The following is a 17,595-nucleotide window of genomic DNA, read 5'->3' as shown; positions in this document are numbered from 1 at the left end:
CATCATCGAGAGCATCGAAGAGGGGAGCCCATGGAACTCTCAGAGCTTTATCTTGACACCATCATTCAGAATATGGGCCTCTCGGCGAAAGACCTGCAGAGCCTCCAGGATGAGCAGCTGCGGGCCGCGGTCTCCTTTGCCTACAAGGAGGTCCCCTTTTACCGCAAGAAATATGATGAGCACGGCGTGTCGCCCAGGGACATCCGGGGCCTTGATGACCTTGAGAAGCTTCCTGTCATAATGAAAGGCGAGATGAAGTCCCTCCCCGCGTCGGAGATCATCCCCTACGGGAGCAAGCCCTCGGACTTCAGGCTGCTGCGCACGGCGGGCTCCACCGGTGAGCCTCTCACCATATACCGCGATCATGAGAGCATCCAGCGCATAGTGGACCTCAACATGGTGGTTTTCTACAAGTGGTGCCAGGGAAAGCCTTATGACAGCGTCCTTTATATCATGACGGTCTCCTCGACAAGCCTTGAGAAGATGCTCCTTTACCTTTTTCCTGTTGACGAGGACAGGATTGTCGATGTCATGCTCCCCACCCATGTGCATTACCAGTATCTTGAAAAATATGTCCCCGAATACCTCTCCACCTATCCTTCCATCGTGAGGAACCTGAGCATTGAGCTTCTCAGGCGGAACAGATCGGCCGAGTACGTGAAGCTTATCCACTCCACGGCCGAGCTTCTTGATGCCCATACGATTGCCATGGCGAAGCGGGCCTTCCCGAAGGCGCGGATAGTGCAGACCTACGGCTCCCATGAAGGGGGGCTCATAGCCTACCAGTGCCCCCTTGAGGGAAATGAGCATATGCATATTGCCGCTGACAGCGTCCATTTGGAGCTGCTGGAAGATGAGACGGTGAAGGGATCGACGGGCGCCGTGATCACCGACTTCACCAATTTTGCCACGCCCATCATCAGGTACGCCGGCATGGGCGACCTAATAAAGATAAGCAGTGAGCCCTGCCCCTGCGGCCTGCCCTATCCCCTCATCACCAAGCTGGAAGGGAGGATCATAGACTCCATCATCCTTCCCGACGGCACCGGGATAAGCCCCTTTACCGTCACGCTCATTCTGAAGGAGATAAGGGGGATCCACAAGTTCCAGGTCATCCAGAACCAGCGTGCCCGTCTTGAAATCCACGTCGTGCCTGTCTACAAGGACAAGAAGGACCTGAAGACCCTCGAGGAGCTTATCCAGGCTGAGCTTAAGAGAACCATCGCGAAGGACCTGGAGTTCCACGTCCACTGGGTGAAGGAGATCCGTGCCCGCAAGCCGGGATCTCACAAGGTTCCTGTCGTGATATGCAATATCCCTCCCGAGGAAATCATCGGCGGCAAAAAGAGGCGGGACCATGAGCCCGGCACGGGGGGGCGCCCATGAACAGGAGGGCCCTGGAAAAAAGATACCGGGAGATCACCCGCACGAGGGGCCTTGATTTCCTTGACTCCCTGCTTCGGGGCGCAGGGCAGCTTTTTCTCTGCAACAATCCCCTCTCGGGCTTCCTCTTTCTTGCCGCCCTTGCCCTCCTTTATCCCAGGGAGGCCCTCCTGGGAGCCATAGGCCTTTTCGTGGCCACCCTGGTATGCCACCTCATCTATGAGAAATACTGGATCGTGAAGAACGGCCTGGCGGGATCGAACGGCCTTCTCGTGGGGCTTACCATGCTGATCTTCCCCGATATGCCATTCTTGATCGCCTGCGGCATAGTCGTGGCAGGGGGCCTCATGGTGGCTCTTCTCATCCACCGTGCTTACCGGTACCTCGGCAACTACTCGCCGGTGCAGCTTCTGTGCTTCCCCTCGGTGATAGTTTCCCTTGTGATAATCGGCCTGGTTTACTCCAGCGGGATCTCCTCCCCCCAGACGCTTGCAGGATGGGTCACCTACTCCAAGGGCCTCTACAACGACAGCGTCGTCCTCTTCAACGGGTCGCTGCAGAGGAATCCCCGCCAGGCCTTTGTCCGTGACAGCCTCGGGTGGAGCTATTACCGCCTTGACCAGCATACGCCTGCCCTGAGAGAGTTTTCCGAGGCCCTGCGCCTGCGGCCGAAGCTTTCCGACGGCTTTACCGGCATGGGGTGGTGCCTCTTCAAGATGGGTGATCTTGACGGCGCCCTCAGGAACTTTAAAAAGGCTCTGGCCCAGGATGCCGGCGCCGGCGATGCCTACCTCGGCATCGGATGGATTTATTACACGAGGGGCGATATCAGGAGCGCCCGCTCATTCTTCACCAAGGCCCTCACGCTCGGCGGCTCACTTGCCGATTCCTACATAGGCCTTGCATGGACGTACATCAAGGAGCGATCTTACGGCAAAGCCCACTCAATGCTCAAGAAAGCGCTCTTTTTCAAGCCTGACTACCGTGATGCGAGCGACGCCGTGGAGTACCTCCAGTCCCTTCCCGAATATACTGAGCGCACCACGACCTTTGCCTTTTCGGTGGAAGAGGGCGCGCTTCTCCTGAAGCGCTTTGCCCGCCCCTACCTGCTCCCCTTCATGCTCATCCTTCTGGGTATCCTGGTCCATTCCCTGTGGTCAATGCTCTTTGCCCTTGTGGGAATTCTGTTCTTCCTGGCAGCCCTGTCCCTCAGGAGCTCTTGTCCCGAGTTCGGGAGCGTGTTCTTTCTCTATAATCTCCTTGCCTCGTCGGTGGCTTTCGGGGGAATCCAGTTTGTCCTCTCGCGGGGCGCCCTTGCCATGGTGCTTGTCGCCGATCTCTGCTGCGCCTTTCTATGGCTCATATTGGACAGGGGCTTCACGCCGCTGGGATACCCGCCCCTGGGCCTTCCTTGTGCCCTTACCATTTTTCTTCTCACGTACCCCCACCGTTTCGGGCTTGTCCCCGACGGCGCCGCGGGACTCCTCACCACAGGCTTTGACATGATAAGCACCTCGCCCGAGAGAATCGTGCTGTGGGCGGAGAAGCTCAAGACCAGCTCCTCTTACTGGAGCAAGATAAAAGCCCTTATCGAGGAGAAAAAGACTTCTCTCGAAGAAAAGGAGTCTCCTTAAGGAGCAGAGTAAGGAAAGGGAGGTGCCATGCCCTCAAGAAAAACTGATGCCGGTGAAGTGCTTCTCACGCTCCTCTGGTGGGCCCTCATCGCCGCCCTTTTCTACCTCATCGGCGAGAGTGTGTACCGGAGCTTCCTGGGGCACCATTCCTTCCGCTGGCCCCTTGGCCTCCTCTCCGTCGCCTATCTCCTTCTCTTTGCCGCGTCGCTCTTTACCGTCAAGGCCATGCGGGCCGAAGCCCGCCTTTTCCTTACCGCGGCTTTTTTTCTCGCTCTGATGCTCATCTCAACACTCCTTTACGGCACCGAGTCCCACGAGGGCTTCATGGTGCAGGGTCGGCCTGTCTCCTTTGTGATCCAGATCCTCTACGGGATCATCATCACGGGATCGGTCATACTGGTGCTCTCGCGCCCTCTCCACGGTGCCCTCAAGATTCTCGTGACCCTGGCAGCACTTTACGGGCTTGCCGGCATAGTCGAGGCTGTCGTGAGAAATTACGGGATAGAGACAGTGCTCGCCGGTGCGGGATTTTCCAGGGTGCTCCCCTTCTATCTGAAGCCCCTCTGCTTTGCGTTCCTTGTCTATGTCCCCCTGGTGGTGGTAGCCCTCTTCGTGGCCATAGGCATCCGCCTGGCGCGGCGCACCACCCCGGCCCCGGCTTTATTTTTCCTGGCCCTGTCCCTCCTTGCGGCGGCCCTCATAGGGATAGCGGCCTTTGCCGTCTCCTCCCATCCGGAGATCAAGGCTGTCGAGGGGCGCGCCGTGAAGGGAAGGGTGAACCTTCTTTCCTCGTGGCAGGGTGGAGAGGTGGTGAGCTTTTCTTCTCAGAGGGACCGATCTGCCTGGGCTGCAGCAAATCTGAATGACGGGAGAATTGCGAGCCATGACGAGGAAGGCGGCTGGTCCTCCACACCGGGTGCTCCCTTTCCCCACGAGATCGTGATGGCCCTCCCGCCCGGCGAAGGGGCCCCCATAGACGAGCTGACCCTCTATAACGGGGGGAGCTCGTCTGCGGCGGTGAAGGATTTTGAGGTCTTCGGGCAGGTGAGCCCCTCAAAGGAGTGGACAAAACTGGGAAAGTTCAAGGCAGACAAGTCCGGCCAACCCCAGGTCTTTCCCCTGAAGCCCGTGAAGGTGACCCTCCTCAAGGTGGTCATCTCCTCAAACCACGGCGATGGAGGAGCCACGACCCTTTACGAGATCGAGGCGGCTGGGCGGGCCGTACCTTTAGCTTCCGATCCCGCCGGGAGAAACCTGATGGCCGAAGAAGAGGGAGCCCAGGCAGTTCCTCCTGCCTCTGAGGGCTTTGAAGGCTACGGGAACCTCATCAAGGGCGAGCAGGGAGGAAACCTTACCATCAACGAAAAAACCCCCCTGCCCTGCGAGGTGATCCTCGGCTTTGCCCGCGGTGCGAGCGCCCCCGTGGGCACGGTGCTTGTCACTTTTCCCCGGGAGGCTCCGGGAGTCAAGGATTTTGAGCTGTCTACCGCTGAGAGCCCCCGTGGGCCCTTCAGGAAGGCAGGTCGCTATACAAAGCCTGCCGATGCCGATGAGATGAAGTGCTCCTTTTCCCCCCGCGTGGCCCGTTATGTGAAATTGAGAGTCCTTGCGACCCACGGGGGAAAGCCGGCAGCCATCGCGCGCGTCAAAGCTTTCAGTCCTCCCGTGGCAGTGAAGGCTGTGGAGCCATCTCCCGGCGGGGGCCTTGCGGCTTCATATTACAACGGGTATTGCTACAAGGACCTTGCGGCGGAGCGCATCGACAGCACAGTGGATTTCACATGGGCTTCCGCTCCCTGCCAGGGCCTCACCACGTCGCGCTTTGCCGTGGTGTGGCGCGGTTACCTCACTGTCCCCGCCGACGGCCTTTACGAGGTTGCCTTCAAGGCTGACGACGGCTTCCGCCTGACCCTGGACGGCGTAGCCGTGATGGAGAACTGGGATTCCCGGTCCCTCGCCTTCTGGAACAAAAAATGGCTCTCCCTCGCCAAGGGCGCTCATCCTGTCACCATCGCCTATTGCAACAGGGAGTATCCCGCGGGGATCACCATGGCCTGGAGGAGACCTGGTGAGGCCTCCCTGGTTCCTGTGCCGGAGAAGGCCTTTTCCTGTGCTGCCGGTGCGGCACAGAAAAGCCGATCACCCCGCGAGGCTGCCCAGGATGGGATCCTCTGGCTTGAGCCTCAGGCGGCCCGCTGGCAGAACAAGGAGCAGTGCTATGGCTGCCATGTGCAGACCCAGGCCCTCATGGGCTTTGCGATCGCAAAAAAGAATGAATACACTGTCTCGTCTGCTTCCATGGCCGCTCTGGAGGGGTTTCTTCTCTCGGGGATAAAACCCGACGGGGGCCTGAGCTTCCCCCATTCTGACAACGTCACGGCGGCTCAGTTTCTCGCGATGGCCCTTGCCTGCCACAGGACGTGCCTTGGCATGCCCTATGAAGAGCCGCTGGTCAGGGTGTCGGGCTGGCTCCTCGGCCGCCAGGACGCCTCGGGATCCTTTCCATGTGACCGCCCTGAGGCGCCCATCCAGCAGGGCTCCGTGATGGCCACGACCAATGCCCTGCTGGCGCTCTCGGGCGCCTATGAGTCCACAGGCGACAGGCGCTACCGTGACGGCCTCGAGAGGGGCGTCCAGTGGCTTCGAGCCGCAAAGATTGAGACCACCCAGGATGCCGTGTTCCAGGTCATAGGTCTTGCCGCTCTTGACAGGGAGGAGTCCAGGAGGGCGCTGAAAAATTCAGTCCTTCATCTTTATTCACTCCAGAAGCCCGACGGCGGCTGGAGCGAGGTCCCCGGCCTGGGGAGCAACGGCTATGCCACGGGGCAGGCCCTCTATGCCCTCAAATCGGCAGGGGCAAGCATCGCCGATGAGCGGTTTTCCAGGGGTGTGGAGTACCTGCTGGGCACCCAGCAGGTTTTCGGCTCCTGGGCGTCAATGAATTCGCAGTCCAAGAGGCCCTCTGATTATGCTCCCACCATGTGGGCCGTCATCGGGCTTGCCGGCTCTTTTGAGAAATTCATTGTGAACCTCAAAGTGCCGGCGGAAGGGGAGCGCTTCAAGCCCGGGGCCCCCCCCTCTCATGTGGAGGCGGCGGTTTTTAATGAGACGGGGTCCCCGGTCAAGGAGGTGCAGTTTTTCCTGGATGGGAAATCTCTGGGCAAAGCCGCGGCATCACCTTACACGGCGCCATGGAGCCCCGGCGCCCTTGCGCCGGGCCCCCATACCCTCAAGGTCACCGGGCTTACGGCAGGGGGTCACAGCTCCAGTGATGAGGCTGAGGTTTCCCTAGTGGGGAAGCTCGCCATTGCGATAGAGACCCCCAAGGCCTCTGAGACCCTCGCGGGGAGAGTGGTCATCACCTCAACGGTTGCCAATGAAACGGGATCGCCTCTCAAGGAGGTGGAGTATTTTCTCGATGGCTCCTCCCTCGGTCATACCGTGACGCCTCCTTTCGCCATGGAAAAGGATCTCCGCGCCGTGCCTCCCGGCAGGCACGTGCTCCGTGCCGTTGCCACGACTGCTGAGGGCGAGGTGGCCTTTGCCGAGCAGGATAACCCCGTAGAAAAGGCCCTTGTGGCCGAGATCACCTCTCCCGGGGAAGGGGCTCTCCTTGATGAGGAACTGGCGCTCCGGAGCCTTGTGAAAAATCTGACGGCCTCCCCGGTAGAGCATGTGGAGTATTCCTGCAAAGGCATGCCCCTGGGCTCATCGAAGGCCCCGCCTTATGAGGTAAAAAGCGATTCCCGGAAGCTTCCCGACGGCCCATACTTACTCAGGGCCCTGGCCGTCACCGAGGCAGGCGACACCGCCGAGGCAGTGAGGAATATCGAGATATCCCACCGGTTCCCGGTGACTTTTTATGCCACCGTCGTTGATGAGAAAGGAAAGCCGATCACGAACCTCGCCTCTTCGGATTTTTCCCTGTTCGAGGCGGGCAAGGCCGAGCGCGATCTTGTGGTCACCAGGACCACCGAGGAGACGGCCCTCTCGGTGGTGATCCTTCTTGACGGGAGCGGGAGCATGAAGGGCTCAACAGACGAGGTGAAGAAAGCCGCCCGGCTTTTCATCACCCTTCTTTCCCCGAAAGACAGGGCGGCCCTGATCTTTTTCAGTGACAGGGTCACGGTGACGGCGCCCTTCACCAGGGAGCATGGCGAGCTTGAAAAGGCCGTATCGAAGCTTTCCGCCGAGGGAGGCACTGCCCTTTATGACAGCATATACAAGGCATCGATGCTGCTTGCCGCCCAGAAGGATGACAGGAAAGCCATAATTCTTCTCACCGACGGCGTTGATGAAAACGGCCCCGGCACGGCGCCGGGCAGTATGCATACCTTCAGCGAAAGCCTTGCCTGTGCAAAGGAAAAGGGCACCATTATCTATCCCATCGGCATAGGAAGCGGAATAGACACCCAGGTGCTGTCGCGCCTGGCGGCTGCCACCGGGGGAAGGCCCTTCTTCCAGCATTCCGCCCGCGAGCTTGGCGAGGCATACCGCCAGATTGCCCATGAGCTCCGCTGCCAGTATGCCATTTCCTATTTCCCCCTCAACAGGAAAAAGGACGGCACATGGCGGCCCGTGAAAATCACCACGCCGGGAAAAGGCTTCACGGTCCACACCAAGGAGGGCTACTATGCTCCCCGCTATTAGGAACAGGCAGCCGCGATTCGGTGATCTTCTCCTCATCAAGGGTAATATTCCCCGTAAGAGCGGGAGAGAAGGAGAAATGCCCTTCAATACCTAATACATAAGAAAAAGAAAGGGATCCCCTTCCATGAAGGGGATACTCTGCTTGATTGGAAAATCCCTTAATCATGCCACAAGGAGGGAGATTGCTTTGGGGGAACTGAAGGAAGGGAAAGTTCTCAAGGGGCGTTATGAGATCGCCCGGATCATTGAGGAGACTCCCGACCATGTGCTCTACCTTGCCCATGACAAGCTTTCCCATGGTGCCGCCCTCAGTGTGAGGGAGATAAAAGCCAAGACCAAGAGCGGGAAAAGCTCCCGCGTTGAGCTTGCCCAGAAAGAGGCGCAGATACTCTCGTCGCTCTCGCACCCGGGCATCCCCAGGTTTGTGGACTTTTTCACCGGTGTGGACTGTCATTACTTCATCACCGAGTTTATTGAGGGCGATCCCCTTGAAGTGCTCCTCAAGAGCCGGGGCACCCCCTTCGAGTTCAAGGACGTGGCTCCCTGGGCCCTTCAGCTCTGCGATATCGTCACCTACCTCCATACCAAGGAAAAGCCGATCATTGTCCGGGGCATTCAGCCTTCAAGCATCGTGCTCACCTTCAAAAACGATATCAAGCTCACCAATTTCGGGATGGCCCGGCAGTTTGACGAGATAAAGACCATTGACACGGTCTTTGTATGGAACCCCGGCTACACTTCACCTGAACAGTACGGCAAACAGAAGTCCGACGTGCGGTCTGATATTTACAGCTTCGGCGCCACCTTCTACAACCTGCTCACCAACCAGGACGTGGGCTCGATGAATTTCAACTTCCCCTCCCCCGCTGCTTTCAACAGCACCATACCCTCCGGGGCTGAGTCCATTGTGATGAAATGCCTGGCCATCAATCCCGATGAGCGGTACCAGATGATCTCGGAGGTCAAGGAGGATATCCTGAAGCTCGACACCTCCTCGAGGAGCGAGCCGTCATCAAGGAATACCGAGGCGCCCCGCAAGGCAGGCATCATTGACAAGCTCTTCGGCTTCATGAAGAAAAGGTAAAAAAAAGAGGCCCCCTGAGGGGCCTCTTCTGTTTCGCGAGTCTTAGCCTTTGCCCGTCGCCTTGTCCATGGCTTCCTTCGCGTCCACGAAGCCCTTCCCCTGGTCATAGACGCCGTACTGGCTTCCCATGCTGTCGGCAGTCTCCATCAGCACGCTCTTGATATCCTCAGGGCTGAGCCTGGGATTCGCCTCCTTGAGATCGGCGGCGATTCCCGAGACGAGGGGGGCGGCAAAGGAAGTTCCAGGCGCCGCCATATGTTCCTTGTCAGTGACGAACATGGGGGGAAGGGAGGTCTTGATCATCTTTTCCCGTTCCTTATCCGGGTACTCCAGGATGTTCTCGGGGAGGCCGAAGGCCTCGATGAGCTCCGGTTTCTTCATCAGCAGTTCGGTGAGCTGGTCGATGCTCATGTTCCTCAGGGTCTGGACGATCTGGGCCGTTTTTCCCATCTGGGAATCGGGCACCATCCAGGACACGATATATTCCCCGGGGGCGACGATATCGGGCTTTTCAAAGCCATCGTCGGTGGGGCCGCGGCTTGAGAAGTCGCTCACCTTTTTCGCGTTCAGCCCGGCGCCCACGGTGATCCCCTTCGGGTCGTCGGCGGGGCCGCCTATGGTCTGGGGCTCGGGGCCGCTGTTTCCTGCAGCGCTCACGACGGTGATTCCCTTGTCAATGGCCTCTTCCACGGCCATGTTGATGGGGTCGTAATAGTAGGGATAGCCGTCGGGCCCTGCGCCGAGCGAGAGGTTCATCACGTCGATGTTGAGTTTTTCCTTGTTGTTGATGACCCATTCGATGCCTTTCACGATATCGGAGGGCTTCCCCGTGCCGTCGGGGCCCATGACGCGAACTGCCACAATCTCTGCTTCCGGGGCCATCTGGTTCACGCACCCTGCCACGTGGGTGCCATGGCCCACGGCATCATCGGGAACGCTGCTTTCCCCTGCCATATCCTTCCAGGCCTTGAGCTCGAACTTCGGATTCTCGAATCCTGAGTCAACGACAGCCACTGTCTTGCCCGTGCCGTCAAAGCCCTTTTCCTGGAGCTTGTCAGCGCCTGTCATCGTGACGGGGTCAATCTTGGGCATGTCCCAGTTGTTGCCCTCGAGCCTCACCTTGGGGATGCCCGGCACCAAGGTCCGCGGCGAGTTGTCATAGACAATATAGCCTTCCTGCTTGAGCTGCTCCATCTGCTCGGGCTTCACTTTCGCCGAGACGCCGCCTATGGTCTTGAGCTGATCCTCGACGGTGACGCCTTTCTCCACGAGGTTTTTCCCAAGGGTCCTCGCGCTCCCCTTTGAGCCCGACTTCGTGGGCTTCGATATGATGATGACGTCGAGGGTGTCTGAGGGCTGGGAGGCGCGGGGTGCCGCCTCTTCGGCCTTCGGCCCCTTGTAGCCTGGCGATTCCATGACCTTGTTGAGATCAACCATCTGCTGATAGCTGAAGTATTCAGGACCTGATTTTCCTACTGGTGCTGTCATTGTGTATCCCAACCTTTCTTTCAGTATGTCAAATTAAGATTTATGTCCACCTTCTACTATAGCATATGGACGCGGGCGAATGAATGGCTCAGGTGTTAAAAAAATGTAAATATTTCACCGGGAAGGAAACAAGGCCCCTCCCTCGAATTACTTTTTTCCTGCCACAGAGAACCATGAGGGAATCACCATGCATAAGGAGGAAATGCCATGCCGCAAGCGATGAAAGGAAGAAGCCTCATATCGGTAAGCGACCTTGCGAGTGAAGAGATACATGCCCTGCTCAGGACTGCCGACAAGCTCAAGATTGAGCAGAGAACGGGCATCGCCCACAAGTGCCTCGAGGGAAAGACCCTTGCCATGATTTTTGAGAAGCCCTCAACAAGGACGAGGGTCTCCTTTGAAGTGGGAGTGAGCCAGCTCGGCGGTCATGCGCTCTATCTCTCCTCATCGGACATGCAGCTGAAGCGCGGCGAGACCATAGGCGACACGGCAAAAGTGCTCTCCCGTTATGTGAACGGCATCATGGCCCGCGTGTTCGCCCACCAGACAGTGGCCGAGCTTGCGGCGCACAGCACCGTTCCGGTGATTAACGGCCTTTCTGACGACGAGCATCCCTGCCAGATCCTGGGGGATCTTTTCACCGTCCAGGAGAAATTCGGAAGGCTCAAGGGGCTCAAGCTCGCTTATTTCGGCGACGGCAACAATGTGGCGCACAGCCTCCTCCTGGGGGCGGCCCTCGTGGGGATGCACATTCACACGGCCCACCCTGAAGGGTATTTCCCCAATGAAGCCTTTGTGGAAAAGGCCAAGGCACTCGCCCTCATGAACGGAGGCAGCGTCACCGTGGGATCCGATCCGAATGATGCCGCCCGCGATGCAGAGGTGCTCTATACGGACGTATGGGTAAGCATGGGGCAGGATGACCAGGGCGGCAAGAAGAACCACTTCCTCCCCTATAGAATCGACGGCAAGCTTCTCTCCCAGAGCAGAAAGAACGCCGTGGTCCTTCACTGCCTCCCGGCCCACAGGGGCGAGGAGATTACCAACGAGGTCCTCGACGGCCCCCAGTCGGCCGTCTTTGACCAGGCGGAAAACAGGCTCCACATCCAGAAAGCCATCCTGGCATCCCTTATGTAAGGAGGTTCTCATGGTCACCCTTCAATGCCGGCGGTGCCGCACATATCTGCGCCGCGACGACATGTTTGATGTGCCGCGGAAATTTATCGAGTTCTACTGCATGAAGTGCGGCGAGCGCATATGGATAGACGTGTCGCGTTTTTCCTGGTCGGTGAAATGGAACTAGGCGCAGTAATGCACGTTCACAGGGCCTCTCTTGAGGTGGCCACCTCGGGCGGCGGGCAGGTGATTGACATTACCTCCCAGGTCGCGGCGGAAGTGACGCGCTCCTCGATTCTGGAGGGTCTTGCCACGGTCTTTGTGCCGGGTGCCACGGCGGCGGTGACGACAATCGAGTATGAGGACGGCCTCGTGGCTGACTTTGCCCGCACCTGGGAGGAGCTTGTTCCCGAAGGGCGCCGTTATGCCCACAATGTGCGATGGGGTGACGGAAATGGCCATTCCCATGTGAGGGCAAGCATGCTGGGGCCCTCGCTTTCCGTTCCTGTTGAGAAGGGCGCACTGATCCTGGGAACCTGGCAGCAGATAATCCTTGTGGATTTTGACAACCGTCCGCGGTCTCGCCGGTATGTGTGCCAGGTGATGGGCCTTCGCGGGGGTGAATGAAGTGGCGCTTCTGGGCCTCCTCACCGATTTCGGCACTCAAGACGCCTTCGCGGGGATCATGAAGGCCGTTATCTATTCACTTTCTCCCGGTGCCACCGTGGTGGACATCTCCCACGGTGTGCCGCCCCGCGATGTGGCGGCCGGGGCCCTGATGCTGGAGAGCGCCTTCCCTTATTTTCCCGGGGGCTCCGTCTTTGCCGCTGTAATTGATCCCGGCGTGGGGACCTCGAGGCAGGCGCTCCTGATGGAAGGGGGAGGATACTTCTTCGTGGCGCCTGACAACGGCCTCCTCACCCTGGCAGCGCGGCGCATTGGCACGGTGAAGCTCTATTCCGTGACCTGCGGGAAGTATTTTCTTCCCGCCGTGAGCTCCACATTCCACGGCCGTGATATTTTCGCCCCTGTGGCTGCCTATCTCCTGAATGGTGTCTCTCCAGGGGAGTTTGGCGAGGAAATACGGGAGATGGTGACTCTTCCCTTCCCTGAAGTCACTTGCGGGGAGGAGAGGCTTGAGGGTGAGATAGTGGCCATTGACAGGTTCGGCAACCTTATCTCCAATATCAGGGTGGAGCATCTCAAGGGACGCCCCTTGAGAACAGTGCTGTTCCGCCATCAGCGCCATGAGGGAGTGGCCTGCTCATATGAGGAAGGCGGGGGGAAACCCTGGAGCGCCCTCTTCAACTCGAGCGGAGCTCTTGAGCTGTTTGTCTATGGCGCCAGTGCCTCCGAGGCGCTCTGTGCCGGTCGCGGTGAGGCGGTCACCGCGGAGCTGGCATGAAGCCCTGCCGGGTTTGATAAGGAGCGACGAAAAAATTACGGCAGAACGATCTTCTCCCATGTATTTATGGTATAATATATTTCAAAATAAATGATAAATCGCAAGGGGGTGCAAGGGCGCAAGGCACGCTATGAACAGGGTTCTGGTCCTGAACGCCACCAATCAGCCGCTCAACACCACGTCGGTAAGGAGAGCCATCAAGATGATATTCCTGAGGAAGGCCGAAGTGGTGATCCATAACGGGCTTCTTATAAGGACCCCCCGTCTTGTCTTTGCCGTACCGTCGGTGATAAGGCTTATGAACTTCATCCATGTGCCTCACCGCCAGGTGCCCCTCACGAGGAAGTATATCCTGGTCCGTGACGGCTTTACATGCCAGTACTGCGGCCGCCAGGAGACAAGGCACATGACGATAGACCATGTGATACCCCGTTCCAGGGGCGGCGAGTCCACGTGGGGGAACCTGGTCTGTGCCTGCAAGGAGTGCAACAACAGGAAAAACAACAGGGCCCTCGCCGATGCGAATATGACCCTCATGAGGATGCCGCGGAAGCCTTCCCCTCAGAGCCTTCTGCTTTTCTCGCTCCTGGAGCCTCCTCCCGAGTGGCTGCCCTATCTTGAATAGCAAGGATACCGGAAAGTGGATACCCCATATACCCAGGAAAGGAACGATGAAATGAGCCCAGATGCAGCAACAGTCGAGATGAACCTCCACGAAGAGCTGGTAGAGCAGGAGGGATTCCGCGAACAGACAGGCACTCCTTACTTTGACGGCCTCCTGCACTACGTGACGGAAGGGACCATCCCTTTTCATGTGCCGGGCCACCAGCAGGGGAGGGGCACACCCAAGGAGTTCCGTGATTTTGTCAAGGAGTACGGTTTGGCTGCCGATATCACCCAGGTCCTGGGACTCGATGACATCCACCAGCCCCTCAACGTGTGCAAGAAAGCCCAGGAGCTCGCGGCAAAGGCCTACGGAGCCGATTACACCTATTTCCTCATCAACGGCTCCTCGTCGGGAAACCACGCGATGATCCTCTCGGTCTGCAACCCCGGCGACAAGATCATCGTGCCGCGCAACGCGCATCGCTCCACCACGGGGGCCCTCATCCTGAGCGGCGCCATACCGGTTTATGTGGAGCCCGAGTTTGATTTCGAGATGCAGGTCGATCACAACGTGACCACGAAGACGCTGGAGATGTCCCTTATTGACAACCCCGACGCCGTAGCGGTCCTTATAGTGAGCCCTACCTACTACGGCGCCACTGCAGATATCAAGGGCCTTGTGGATCTCATCCACAAGCACCACAAAGTGGCAATGGTTGATGAGGCCTGGGGGGCGCACCTGCGCTTCCACCCTGAGCTTCCCCTCTCTGCCCTGCAGGCCGGAGCCGATATCTGCGTCAACAGCACCCATAAGATTATTGCCGGGATGTCGCAGGCATCGATGCTCCACGTCCGCAGCGGGCGCGTTGACGTGGGACGGGTCCACTCGGTGCTCCGCCTTTTTCTCTCCACGAGCCCGAGCTGCCTCCTGGTGGCCTCTCTGGACGTGGCCCGCAAGCAGATGGCCACAGAGGGAAAAAAGCTCCTCACGAGAACCATTGCCCTGGCAGCCCACCTGAGAGAGGAGATTAATACCATTCCCGGCATGCACTGCTACGGCAGGGAGATTATCGGCAGGCCGGGAGTCTTTGACTTTGATCCCACGAGGATAGTCTTTACCGCCAGGGAGCTCGGCTACACGGGCTATGACATGGAGAAGATTCTCCGCTACGACTTCAATATCCAGATTGAGCTCTCCGATATCTTCAACAATATCGCCCTTGTGACCATAGGCCACAATGAAGGGATGATCGAGGCCCTCATACGAGCCCTGAGGGAAGTGTCAAGGACAAGGAAGTATCCCACGAGCATGGACAAGATTGAGCAGTACAGAAGCAAGCAGGGCAAGCGTTTCGAGCTCCCCGACTGGCCCCCGTCGCTGATGATTCCCCGCGATGCCTTCGTGGCGAAACAGGTGACAATCCCCTTCAACGACTCCGAGGGCTTCATCTGCGGAGAGCTCGTCACTCCTTATCCCCCGGGCATCCCCATTCTCAGGCCCGGCGACCTCATCACGCGCCAGATCATTGATTACATCACCATCGAGGTCGAGGGAGGCGCCCATATCCAGGGCCCTGTCGATTACACCATGGGCACCATAAGGGTCGTGGAAAACGGCAAGAGGTAGGAAATGACATCGCCTTTGAAGATCACCGATGATATCGAGCAGCTCCTGGAGATACTGCCGCCCCACATCAGGCTCTCCCTTGAGAAGCTTGAAGGTTTGAGCACCCTCATCGAGGCGGTTCTTGACTTCGGGCGCCTTCCCGAGGCCCGGTGCCCCCATGAGTTTCATTACCTCTCCGACCGTTATGTCTCCCGGGAGGAGATAGATTATATCGTGGCCCGGGTGGGTAAGTTCGGGAAGGACAACAGGGCCGGTATCGAGAGGACCCTTCACCGCATCTCCGCCATAAGGAACAGGACCTCTGACATCATCGGCCTCACGTGCCGCGTGGGGAGGGCAGTCTATGGCACCATTGACGTGGTGAGCGACCTTCTGGAGGAGGACAGGAACATACTCCTCATGGGCCGCCCCGGCGTGGGAAAGACCACGATGCTCCGGGAGATGGCCAGGGTCCTCTCCGATGTGCACCGCAAGCGCGTCATCGTCGTGGATACCTCGAACGAGATAGCCGGCGACGGCGATATCCCCCACACGGGGATAGGCAGCGCCCGGAGGATGCAGGTCCAGGTCCCCGAGTACCAGCATGCGGTGATGATTGAGGCAGTGGAGAATCACATGCCCGAGGTGATCGTGGTCGATGAAATCGGCGTGCTGGAGGAGGCCTACGCCGCAAGGACAATCGCCGAGCGCGGCGTGCAGCTCATTGCCACCGCTCATGGCAACACCCTCGAGAACCTGCTTCTCAACCCCACCCTGTCGGACCTCGTAGGGGGGATCCAGGCCGTGACCCTCTCCGACGAAGAGGCACGAAAGCGCGGCACTCAGAAGACGGTGCTGGAGCGCAAGGCACCGCCGACTTTTGACATGGTCCTGGAGATCAGGGACAGGGAGACCTTTGTGATCCATCACCGCCTCGACGAGGCCGTCGATCAGCTGCTCAGGGGGGGAGTGCCGTCGCCCGAAGTGCGCACAAGGAACGACGATGGATCGTACCGTGTGGTGCCGAATATGAGGGAAGAGGAGCCTTCGGTGAACAGCCGCAGCTTCGTGATCCACCCCTCGATTGCCTGCGCCAAGGAGCACCTGCGCATATTCCCTTACGGCATAAGCCGGAGCCGCCTCGAAAAGGCCATAGAGAACCTGAAATCCTCGGCGGTGATAGTGAGGACCTGGGACAACGCCGATATCATCCTTACCCTCAAGAACCAGGAGAAGAGGGATTCAAAGAAGTTCAGGGCCGCCATATTCCAGGGAATCCCCGTGGTCTCCATAAAGAGCAACACCATCATGCAGATAGAGAATTTCCTGAAGGATCATCATATGTACTGGTCATCGAAAGACGGGGAGGAAGCCCTGAGGGAGACAAAGAAGGGAATAGAGTTCGTGCTGAGGGAGAAAAAGGATTATGAGCTCTCTGCCGCGTCGTCGAGCATCAGGAGGCTGCAGCATGGCATCATCTCCATGCATCGTCTCAGGTCGGTAAGCGTAGGGAAGGAGCCTCACCGCAGGGTGAAGATCAGCTCCCGAGGTTTACCTCCTTTTCAAAATGGGGTATAATACGGGAGGAGGAGTGAGCGATGAAAGGTTTTTTTGTCACCTTTGAAGGGATAGAGGGAACGGGAAAGAGCACGCAGGCGGGAAGGCTCTATGCCACTCTCAAGGAGCGCGGCTACCCTGTCTACTTTACAAGGGAGCCCGGAGGCACGAAGATTGGGAACCTGGTGCGGGAGATCCTGATGAACCCCGAGCACAAGGACATGTGCCCCCTCACCGAGATTTTTCTTTTTGCCGCCTCGCGGGCTCAGCACGTGGAGAAGGTGCTGAGGCCTTACATAGAGGAAGGATATGTGGTGATCTGCGACCGCTTTGCCGATTCCACCGTAGCCTATCAGGCCTTCGGGAGAGGCGTCCCCGTCAATGTCGTGAGGGAGATTAACAGCGCCGCCACATGGGGGATACAGCCCAGCATCACCTTTTTCCTTGACCTGGAGCCCCAGGTGGCCCTGAAAAGGGTGAGCCTCCGCGTCCAGGAGACGGAAGTGGTTCCCGACAGGCTTGAGCGCGAGCAGCTGGAGTTTTTCCACAAGGTCCGCGACGGCTACCGCTCGATTGCAGGCGATGAGCCCCACCGTTTCAAGATCCTGGACGCGACGCTTGACCCCCATCAGCTTGCAAAAAAGATTCTGGACATCACGCAGAGGGAAATGCGCAAGGCCGGAATCCTTTACCGCCCCGACGGACAGACTGCCGATCAGTGGGATGTGCCCTCTGTTGAGAAATCCTGAGGTGAAAAGTGGAGAATAAGAAGGATCTGGAGAAAAGGGACTGCAAGCCCAACAACTATAATTATATAAGCTCCTCTCTCAGGTTTAACAAGGCCTTTACCGGGAAGGAGGAGATACTGCTCGGCATTGAGCAGCTTCTCCTCAAGAGCCTTCTCTCCCCGCCGCCCAATGAGCAGCCGGAGTCCATCAAATTTGTAAGAGTCTTTGAAGGGAAACGCCGCTTGGTCCTCACGTACTGGTGCTCGGAGCTTCGGCGCCACAGGGCCCTCGCCTCGCAGCTTCTCCATGCCTGCAGGGTCCGGTTCAACTAGCGGAAG

General features: G+C 58.4%; 14 protein-coding genes. 13 read left to right on the top strand and 1 reads right to left on the bottom strand.

The features are described 5' to 3' along the window. Positions 1 to 30: 30 nt before the first annotated feature. The 4 genes from RDV48_08685 (at position 31) to RDV48_08670 (ending at position 8,751) form a co-directional block, all read left to right on the top strand. Positions 31 to 1,386 (top strand): hypothetical protein, encoded by a 1,356-nt coding sequence (locus RDV48_08685; protein MDQ7822854.1) that lies wholly within the window; start codon positions 31 to 33, stop codon positions 1,384 to 1,386. After that, complete coding sequence (locus tag RDV48_08680) at positions 1,383 to 3,017, top strand: urea transporter (protein ID MDQ7822853.1); 1,635 nt, start codon at positions 1,383 to 1,385, stop codon at positions 3,015 to 3,017. The genes RDV48_08685 and RDV48_08680 overlap by 4 nt, the downstream gene beginning before the upstream one ends. Positions 3,018 to 3,044: 27 nt before the next feature. Next, on the top strand, positions 3,045 to 7,667 hold the full coding sequence (locus tag RDV48_08675; GenBank protein ID MDQ7822852.1) for a VWA domain-containing protein: 4,623 nt from the start codon (positions 3,045 to 3,047) through the stop codon (positions 7,665 to 7,667). A gap of 187 nt (positions 7,668 to 7,854) precedes the next feature. Further along, positions 7,855 to 8,751 (top strand): serine/threonine-protein kinase, encoded by an 897-nt coding sequence (locus tag RDV48_08670; GenBank protein MDQ7822851.1) that lies wholly within the window; start codon positions 7,855 to 7,857, stop codon positions 8,749 to 8,751. 42 nt (positions 8,752 to 8,793) lie between these two features. On the opposite strand, the gene RDV48_08665 is transcribed toward RDV48_08670, so the two are convergent. After that, a complete protein-coding gene (locus RDV48_08665; protein ID MDQ7822850.1) occupies positions 8,794 to 10,239 on the bottom strand; it encodes a S8 family peptidase in 1,446 nt (481 codons plus the stop codon). Positions 10,240 to 10,446: 207 nt separating this feature from the next. Between RDV48_08665 and argF the strand changes: the two genes are divergently transcribed. From argF to RDV48_08620, 9 genes are all read left to right on the top strand, one after another. Next, entirely contained in the window at positions 10,447 to 11,376 is a 930-nt protein-coding gene (gene argF / locus RDV48_08660; protein ID MDQ7822849.1) for an ornithine carbamoyltransferase, read from the top strand. Positions 11,377 to 11,386: 10 nt separating this feature from the next. Further along, complete coding sequence (locus RDV48_08655; GenBank protein MDQ7822848.1) at positions 11,387 to 11,542, top strand: hypothetical protein; 156 nt, start codon at positions 11,387 to 11,389, stop codon at positions 11,540 to 11,542. An 8-nt stretch (positions 11,543 to 11,550) separates the two neighbouring features. Beyond that, positions 11,551 to 11,982, top strand: a complete 432-nt coding sequence (locus RDV48_08650) for a secondary thiamine-phosphate synthase enzyme YjbQ (GenBank protein MDQ7822847.1) — start codon at positions 11,551 to 11,553, stop codon at positions 11,980 to 11,982. A 1-nt stretch (position 11,983) separates the two neighbouring features. After that, positions 11,984 to 12,760, top strand: coding sequence for an SAM-dependent chlorinase/fluorinase (locus tag RDV48_08645; protein MDQ7822846.1), 777 nt, complete (start codon positions 11,984 to 11,986; stop codon positions 12,758 to 12,760). Positions 12,761 to 12,890: 130 nt separating this feature from the next. Then, a complete protein-coding gene (locus tag RDV48_08640) occupies positions 12,891 to 13,385 on the top strand; it encodes an HNH endonuclease (protein MDQ7822845.1) in 495 nt (164 codons plus the stop codon). A gap of 51 nt (positions 13,386 to 13,436) precedes the next feature. Then, a complete protein-coding gene (locus tag RDV48_08635; protein ID MDQ7822844.1) occupies positions 13,437 to 14,993 on the top strand; it encodes an aminotransferase class V-fold PLP-dependent enzyme in 1,557 nt (518 codons plus the stop codon). 3 nt (positions 14,994 to 14,996) lie between these two features. Beyond that, a complete protein-coding gene (locus RDV48_08630) occupies positions 14,997 to 16,550 on the top strand; it encodes a R3H domain-containing nucleic acid-binding protein (protein ID MDQ7822843.1) in 1,554 nt (517 codons plus the stop codon). Between the two features lie 20 nt (positions 16,551 to 16,570). Then, positions 16,571 to 17,278 (top strand): dTMP kinase, encoded by a 708-nt coding sequence (tmk, locus tag RDV48_08625; protein ID MDQ7822842.1) that lies wholly within the window; start codon positions 16,571 to 16,573, stop codon positions 17,276 to 17,278. Positions 17,279 to 17,286: 8 nt separating this feature from the next. Next, complete coding sequence (locus tag RDV48_08620) at positions 17,287 to 17,589, top strand: hypothetical protein (GenBank protein ID MDQ7822841.1); 303 nt, start codon at positions 17,287 to 17,289, stop codon at positions 17,587 to 17,589. The last annotated feature ends 6 nt before the right edge of the window (positions 17,590 to 17,595 follow it).

It is taken from the genome of Candidatus Eremiobacterota bacterium, from assembly GCA_031082125.1.
Lineage (GTDB): Bacteria > Vulcanimicrobiota > CADAWZ01 > CADAWZ01 > Ess09-12 > Ess09-12.
Note: the sequence above shows the minus strand (reverse complement) of the source record. Positions and strands in the feature narration are given on the sequence as shown.

Excerpts from the sequence above, each read along its gene's own strand:
- tmk (MDQ7822842.1), top strand. The coding sequence starts at position 16,571 with ATGAAAGGTTTTTTTGTCACCTTTGAAGGGATAGAGGGAACGGGAAAG.
- RDV48_08630 (MDQ7822843.1), top strand. The coding sequence starts at position 14,997 with ATGACATCGCCTTTGAAGATCACCGATGATATCGAGCAGCTCCTGGAG.
- RDV48_08665 (MDQ7822850.1), bottom strand. The coding sequence starts at position 10,239 with ATGACAGCACCAGTAGGAAAATCAGGTCCTGAATACTTCAGCTATCAG.
- RDV48_08640 (MDQ7822845.1), top strand. The coding sequence starts at position 12,891 with ATGAACAGGGTTCTGGTCCTGAACGCCACCAATCAGCCGCTCAACACC.
- RDV48_08635 (MDQ7822844.1), top strand. The coding sequence starts at position 13,437 with ATGAGCCCAGATGCAGCAACAGTCGAGATGAACCTCCACGAAGAGCTG.
- RDV48_08650 (MDQ7822847.1), top strand. The coding sequence starts at position 11,551 with ATGCACGTTCACAGGGCCTCTCTTGAGGTGGCCACCTCGGGCGGCGGG.
- RDV48_08655 (MDQ7822848.1), top strand. The coding sequence starts at position 11,387 with ATGGTCACCCTTCAATGCCGGCGGTGCCGCACATATCTGCGCCGCGAC.
- RDV48_08680 (MDQ7822853.1), top strand. The coding sequence starts at position 1,383 with ATGAACAGGAGGGCCCTGGAAAAAAGATACCGGGAGATCACCCGCACG.
- RDV48_08675 (MDQ7822852.1), top strand. The coding sequence starts at position 3,045 with ATGCCCTCAAGAAAAACTGATGCCGGTGAAGTGCTTCTCACGCTCCTC.
- argF (MDQ7822849.1), top strand. The coding sequence starts at position 10,447 with ATGCCGCAAGCGATGAAAGGAAGAAGCCTCATATCGGTAAGCGACCTT.
- RDV48_08685 (MDQ7822854.1), top strand. The coding sequence starts at position 31 with ATGGAACTCTCAGAGCTTTATCTTGACACCATCATTCAGAATATGGGC.